Annotated in this window: 4 protein-coding genes; all 4 read left to right on the forward strand. The window is 45.6% G+C overall.

The annotated features are described in order from the left end of the window. Positions 1-198 precede the first annotated feature (198 nt). The gene (locus H6S82_RS11475; protein WP_190461323.1) at positions 199-3,678 is read left to right on the forward strand and encodes a filamentous hemagglutinin N-terminal domain-containing protein; all 3,480 of its coding nucleotides are present in this window, start codon (positions 199-201) and stop codon (positions 3,676-3,678) included. Between the two features lie 104 nt (positions 3,679-3,782). Next, positions 3,783-6,407, forward strand: coding sequence for a CHAT domain-containing protein (locus H6S82_RS11480; RefSeq protein WP_190461325.1), 2,625 nt, complete (start codon positions 3,783-3,785; stop codon positions 6,405-6,407). Positions 6,408-6,654: 247 nt separating this feature from the next. After that, positions 6,655-7,443, forward strand: coding sequence for a DUF928 domain-containing protein (locus H6S82_RS11485; RefSeq protein WP_190461327.1), 789 nt, complete (start codon positions 6,655-6,657; stop codon positions 7,441-7,443). 67 nt (positions 7,444-7,510) lie between these two features. Continuing rightward, on the forward strand, positions 7,511-7,774 hold a 264-nt coding region (locus tag H6S82_RS11490), incomplete at its 3' end, for a CHASE2 domain-containing protein (RefSeq protein ID WP_191056241.1).

Raw genomic sequence — 7,774 nt, forward strand, 5'->3', positions numbered from 1 at the left:
TCTGACCAGAGGGGATGGTTTTTTGTGATAATATGACGTTCCACTAGCTTCATGTTGTAATTATACTGTGAAAAGAGCTTTCTCAAAAACTCCCTCGCCAAAAATTGCTCATTATTGGTATTTAGCTATCAAAATGACTAAGATTGAGCAGAATTAGCTAGATTTTTGGCAACTGTATTTACCCCCAAAGAAAGATTTATGACGGCAGAGCAGCAAAGGAAAAACGGAACAAAATGCGCCTTATTTTCCCTATTTCCTCGTCCCATTACCTGGATGTTGCCTTGGACGTTCTTACTGTTCCCTTCGTTGATAATGGCGCAGATTGTCCCCGATAGCAGCCTGCCAGTCAACTCCGTGGTTACCCCTAACGGCGATACTAACACTATTACTGGCGGAACCAGAGCGGGTGATAACCTATTCCACAGCTTTCAGCAATTTTCTATACCCACCAACGGTACTGCCTTTTTCGATAACCCTGTAGATATCCGCAACATCATCACCAGGGTGACGGGTAGTTCAATTTCCCGAATTGACGGCTTGCTGCAAACTAATCCGAACGGTGTCGCCAACTTCTTCTTCCTCAATCCCAACGGCATTATTTTTGGGCCAAATGCGCGTCTGGACATCAATGGCTCATTTTTGGCGAGTACGGCGCGTAGCATCAAATTTGCCGACGGTAGCGAGTTAGGTACTAGCGTGGGACAAACTCCAGCTTTGCTGACAGTCAGCGTACCGATCGGCTTGCAATTCGCTCAAAACTCAGGCAGCATTACTGTACAGGGGAAAGGTGGCGTTCCAAATGCAGAGACTGGAAGTTTCGAGGGAGAATTGTATAATCCCTTACAAGTAAAACCGGGGAATACCCTCGCGCTGGTTGGCGGACAGGTGCAGTTAGATGGAGGGATTTTACAAGCGCCGGGAGGTCGAGTAGAATTGAGTGCGATCGCCTCCGGAACAGTCACATTAAATTCTGATTTAAGCTTAAAATTACCTGACACTACAACAAGCGAAACACCAATAGAGTTTAGCGATATTTTAATAAATAATGGTTCGGGAATTAATGTAATTTCCGATCGAGGCGGCAGCATTACCATCAACGCTCGCAATATAGATATTCTAGGCAATAATCTCCTCACTGGTGGAACAAGCAGAAATTCAGGTGTCGCCAAAGATAAATCGGGAGATATTTCCCTGAATGCGACCGGGACAGTCACGATATCTGCCAGCCGAATTGAAAACAACATCAATTTCAGTAGCAAAGGAGATGGCGGTAGCATTAACATCAAAGGGAGCGGTTCCCTGATTGTGAAAGATCATGGACAAATCGATACTGGCAACAATGGCGAAGGGGATGCCGGAAATATAATTGTACAGGTTGATAATGTCAATATAGATAACGCTAGGATATCGAGCAGTAACTATGGTGGTGGGAAGGCTGGATTCCTAGAGATTTATGCTAGCGATCGCATAAATATTGCGGATACTAATATTTCTAGCGATGCCTATGCAAACGATAATGCCAACAATACTTCTGTTCGTGGGGGAGCAGCAGGATATATTTTTATAACTGCTAAAAATTCGATCGCGATTGCAAACACCAAGCTCAAAGCAGAAAATTACTCTGGAATTGCCGAGAATAATCTATCTTCAAGCAATAATAATGACGAGGATTTTGAACAGCCAGGTTTTATTTATATGTTTGCTGGCTCGATCTCGCTATCAAATGAAGTTCTACTAAGTACTCAAACTTTTGGCAAGGGTACTGGCGGTAACATTGTGATTTTCTCGGACTCATTTTCCCTCACAGGTGGCTCGCGATTGGAAGCGACAACTTCTGGTTCTGGAAACGCAGGCAATATTACCGTAAATTCAACCGATAGCATCACAATTTCTGGTATAAGTCCATTCCAAGTAATTGAGAATACTTTTGAAGGCGGAAAATCTAGCGGTTTGTTTACCGATACCAATGAATCGATCGAAGGAAACAGCGGTAATGGCGGTAATATTGAAATCCAAACTGGCAAGTTAACAATATCAGATGCAGGGGTTTTGAGTGCCCGCTCGAAAAGTAATGGCAATGGAGGGAATATAAACATCTCTGCTAATTCTGTCACGATAACAGGTGGCGGACAAATTCTCACCATAACCTCCAACACTGGTACTGCTGGTAACATCAATATCAATGCTGATGACAGCGTTAATATTTCTGGCTTCGATCCAAATTATGTCGATCGACTTACTAAAGCACAGGAAGTATTGGAGGATGAAAAAACAGCCAAAAACAGTTTCGATCCCAATGGTCAAGCTAGCAGCTTGCAAGCCAGCACCTTTGGAAAAGGAGAAGCTGGAAACGTGACAGTTGACGCTGGCAATACCGTCACGCTTGCAGATAGCAGCAGCATCAACAGTTCTACTTCTGGACAAGGAAAAGCTGGAAGCGTATCTGTAAAGGCAGGCGATACAGTTTCGATCGCAAATAGCTCCATTTACACCGGCTCCAGCCCTCAAGAAATAGAAAATAAAAATGGCTCCGGTAATGGCGGTACAATTACAATCGAAGGCAGAGCAGTAGCTTTGAGCAAAACTCGGCTGGCAAGCTACACCTTTGGAGAAGGAAAAGCTGGCAATGTAGAGATTCAAGCTCAAACTTTTTCCTTGACAGATAGTTCGCTTGATGCAGGCAGCTTTGGAACAGGAGACGCCGGCAACATCATTATAAATATTGATGGCCCTGTAGAAATCACAGGTAATAGCACGAGAATCTATAGCGATTCCAACAATGAGGGTAATGGCGGCATCATTGATATTACAGCTCAATCCCTTTCCTTAAGTGATGGTGCAAGATTGACAACTGAATCAAATGTGCTTGGAAAAGCTGGAGACACAATAGTAAAAGTCAGCAATCTCCAGCTTGACAGCGCAACTATCTCCGCCGACACCAAATCGGGTCAAGGTGGAAACATTACCTTACAAGTAGAAGACTTATTGCTGATGCGAAACAAAAGTGAAATCACCGCCACCTCCGCAGGTAGCGGAGATATCCGTGGTGATGGCGGCAATATTACAATTAACACCAGCAACCTCGTCGGCTTGGCAAATAGCGACATCTTTGCCAACTCTAACAACGGCAGAGGCGGCTACATTCAAATCAACGCTAGGGGAGTTTTTGGCATAGCGCGACGGGAAGCACAAAGCGATACTACCAGCGATATCACCGCCAAATCCGAACAAGACCCCTCCTTGAACGGAGAAGTGACGATTAATACCCCCGATGTCGATCCCAGTCAGGGGTTAGTCGAGTTGTCATCTGATGTTGTCGATACGGAAAATCAAGTTGCCCAAAGTTGTCCCCGCACTCAAGGAAATCAATTTGTTGTTACCGGACGGGGAGGTTTGCCACCAAATCCCAAGAGTTATCTTAACAGCGAGGGCGTTTGGGTAGATCTGCGAACTGGGGAGAGCGAGAATGGGAGAGTGGGAGAGCGAGGAAATGGGGTAGCGGGGGAGCGGAGAAGCGGAAGTATTGATATTTTTCCTCTTTCCTCGATCTCTCTCTCTGACCAAATTGTCGAAGCCCAAGGATGGATGAGAACCGCCGATGGCAAAATAGTACTGACTGCCCAAGTGCCTGTTGCCACGCCTAACAGTCCTGCGTTAACAACACCTGGCTGTAAATAATATGGTCTTTTGAGCTTTCAATTTTAAATATTTTTGCCAAAATTGTGAAAACTCAAAAAAAATCGATATTTCAACTTCATCGTCAAATTAATTAAGTAAAATTCATGCTTAGACGTTTCCATTTTCTGTTGTTTGGTTTATTTATATTGTCGCTGGCTATCAGCGTATCTTTACCAGCAATTTCAACTGAAAGTAATGGTTATTTAAACCAGGAAAACAAATCAGTAGAGAGTTTAGTTAATTCTGCCAATGATGGCGGCAAGGCAGAGAATTTGCTGGAACAAGGCAAACAATTTTACCAAGCGGGACAATTTAGCAACGCTGCCCAAGCTTGGCAGTCAGCCGCATCAAATTTTGCAGATCTAAAGGATACGCTAAATCAAGCAAGGGCATCGACAATGCTGTCGTTAGCTCTTCAGCAACTCGGACAGTGGCAGTCAGCAAAAGAAGCCATATCAAAAAGTCTCAATCTCCTCAATAATTCACAAGCCAAAAATCAAAACTCAGCACTGATTTTAGCTCAAGCATTAAACGCCAAAGGGAATTTGGAATTGGCGCTGGGAAATGCGGAAGAAGCTTTGGCTATTTGGCAACAAGCTGCTGCTACTTACACTAAAGGAGGCGATCGCGCAGGTGCGATCGGTAGCCTGATTAACCAAACTCAAGCAATGCAGAGTTTGGGCTTGTATCGTCGTGCTTCCACTACCTTACAAGAGGTGGAGCAAACCCTCCAAAAAGAGCCAGACTCCCTGCTCAAATCCATAGGATTGCGGAGTTTGGGTAACGCCCTCAGACAAGTCGGGGATTTAAAACGCTCCCGCGAAATATTGCAACAAAGTTTGGAGATTGCCAAAAGATTGCAATCCACGCCAGACATCGGCGAAACGCTACTGAGTTTGGGCAATACATCTCGCATCCAGCAAGACGCAGCAGCGGCGCTAAAGTTTTATCGAGAAACTGCTAGTACATCTACTTCCGAGCTTACGCAAGTACAGGCTCGACTCAATGAACTAAGCCTTTTGCTGGAGCAAAAGCGTTTAGAAGATGCCAAAAGTTTGTTTGGGCAAATTCAGTCGCAGGTGAGTAATTTACCAGCGACGCGAGCGGGTATCTATGCCAGGATTAACTTAGCTCAAAGTATGAAAAATTTGTTAAATAAAAATGATTTGCCGGATGCGATCGACAACGGCAAACTGACCAAAGATATGGCACAGTTGTTAGTAACATCTGTCCAACAAGCGGAAAGCCTCAAAGACGCACGAGCAAAAAGTTACGCTCTCGGCAATCTGGGCAGTTTGTATAGAGAAAATCAACAATGGTCAGATGCAAAAGAATTGACAGAGGAAGCTTTATCGATCGCGCAGGCGATTAATGCCGGGGATATTGCTTACCAGTGGCAATGGCAATTGGGACGACTGCTGCAAAAGGAAGGAAAAATAAAAGATGCGATCGCCGCCTACACCGAAGCAGTCAACACCTTACAATCCTTACGGAGCGACTTAGTAGCGATCAATCAAGACGTACAGTTCTCCTTCCGAGATAGCGTCGAACCAGTTTACCGAGAGTTAGTAGGACTGCTTTTACAACCGGACAACCAAAGCCAGGAAACCACAATTCAAAATCGCATCATGCAAGCCCGTAGCGTCATAGAATCTCTACAACTGGCAGAATTGGACAACTTCTTTCGGGAATCTTGTTTAGACAGCAAACCAGTACAGATCGATCGAATCGATCGCACTGCCGCAGTCATTTATCCGATTATTTTGGCAGACAGATTAGAGGTAATTCTCAGCATACCGGGGCAACCCTTGCGCCACTACGCGACAGCAATGCCAAATGACAAAGTGGAAAGCTCTATAGACCAGCTGCGCCAATCTCTCAGCCCGGTTGCTTCTACCTCGCAGCGTTTGCGCCTTTCTCAACAATTCTACGATTGGTTGATTCGTCCGGCGGAGGCAGATTTAGCCAAAAACGGAATTCAAACTTTGGTGTTCGTACCCGATGGCTTGATGCGTAATCTGCCGATGGCAGTCCTCTACGACGGTAATCAGTTTTTGGTGGAGAAGTACCGCATCGCCGTCACTCCAGGACTGCAACTGCTAGAGCCCAAAGCTTTGATGCAGCGCTCCTTCCGGGTGCTAACTGCTGGACTGACAGAAGCTCGTCAAAACTTTTCGGCGCTACCTGCGGTAAAAACGGAATTGAGCCAAATCAGTGCGGAAGTGCCAAGTACTGTACTCTTAAATGGGCAGTTTACCAGCAACGGCCTCCAAAAAGAGATTAAGGAAACAGCTTTCCCGGTCGTTCACTTGGCAACTCACGGTCAGTTTAGTTCCAATGCTGAGGAAACTTTTATTCTCACCTGGGATAATAAAATCAACGTCAAAGAGTTTGATGAATTACTGGAAGTAAGATTGAAAGGCGAACCGAAACCGATCGAATTGCTGGTTCTGAGTGCCTGCCAAACCGCGACAGGAGATAAACGAGCTGCCTTGGGACTGGCGGGAATCGCCGTGCGGTCTGGGGCAAGGAGTACGATCGCCTCTTTGTGGTCGGTCAACGACGCCGCCACTTCCGAGTTGATGGCTCAATTCTATCGAGAGTTATCTCAAACAGGGATTAGTAAAGCCGAAGCTCTCCGCCGCGCTCAGCTAAATCTGCTCAAAAATACCGCTTACAAGCATCCCTTTTATTGGGCACCCTTCGTGCTGGTGGGAAATTGGCTCTAGAGCTAATATACTATGTTTGAAAGTAACATCGTATTAGGTAAAATCACTAAATTTATGGGGTTATAGCGGCGGGTGTTGCGAAGAAGCTATCGATCGAAAGCTGGATTTATCCACTCAAGCCGCCCCTAAGCTCAGGCTGGGTGAGTCAGTCCTGAGAAAATAATCAGAAAAGCTGAGATTCTACTAAATATGCGAAACCAGAGTTTAGCTTTTAAAGTCAATTGACTGGGATGCAATTTTACCGAATATGAATGTGATTAAGTTACCCTTAACTCTCAGCACCCTGCTGGTGGCTGTAGGTTTACAAACCGCGATCGTTCCCAGTTCGCCAGCCAGGTTAGAGGCGCAGTCCGATCGGCCCACCATAACCCAAACATCCGCCAACAGCTGGGTAGTCAGTCAAACATACGTACCCCCGAACCGACAGGCACCGAGTACAACTGTGGGAGGGGCAACGCGGGGAAAATGCGTGGAGTCGGCAGAGTCTCTGAGAGCTTTGATGCCTTCTAATAACTTGTCATTGACGACCGCAGAGTATCCGACACTATATTGGTATATTCCTCGATCCACAGCAAAGGCATTGAAATTCGAGCTGCGAGATGCCAATGAGAATACGTTGTGGACAAAAACTTTTACAATTCCTGCTACTTCGGGTATTATCAGCTTTACCCTACCCAAAAGTGAATTACCGCCTTTAATAGTGGGCAAATCTTATCATTGGTATTTCAAAATGCTTTGTCTTGATGGTAATTCAACAGATCAAAGTGGGAATGCTATTGTAGACGGATGGATCGAGCGAACTGAACCCAGCCCAACTTTGGTGAAGGATCTGGAGAAGGCGACACCGAGCGATCGACCGGCCTTATATGCAGCAGCAGGCATTTGGCAGGACTCGCTCACAACCTTAGTTGAGCTACGCCGCGAAAATCCTGACGACTCTACGCTGGCACGTCAGTGGGAAAAACTCCTCAAGTCAGCCGGACTAGATCCCGTAGTCGAAAAGCCCCTGGTTGATTGCTGCACAGCCAACAGGTGATTGGTAAAGGTCAAAAGTCAATTGTACAAGCCAATTGCCAATTACCGATTAGCAAAGTGGTAGGTTTATGTGGTCTAAGCTGAAACGGCAAATTTGGGAATGGCGCGGAGTATTAATTACAGCTCCAAGTGTGGCTGGATTAATAATACTTTTGCGCTTTGCCGGATTTTTGCAGCTATTGGAATGGTCGGCTTACGATCAATTTATTCGCCTCCGTCCCCAGGAGCAACCAGACGATCGCATTGTGATTGTCGGAATTACCGAGACAGACCTAAAAACATTAAAGCAGTGGCCAATTCCCGATCGAGTCCTAACTAAATTACTCAATAAA

It is taken from the genome of Planktothrix sp. FACHB-1355, from assembly GCF_014748295.1.
In the GTDB taxonomy this organism is placed as follows: domain Bacteria; phylum Cyanobacteriota; class Cyanobacteriia; order Cyanobacteriales; family Aerosakkonemataceae; genus Aerosakkonema; species Aerosakkonema funiforme_A.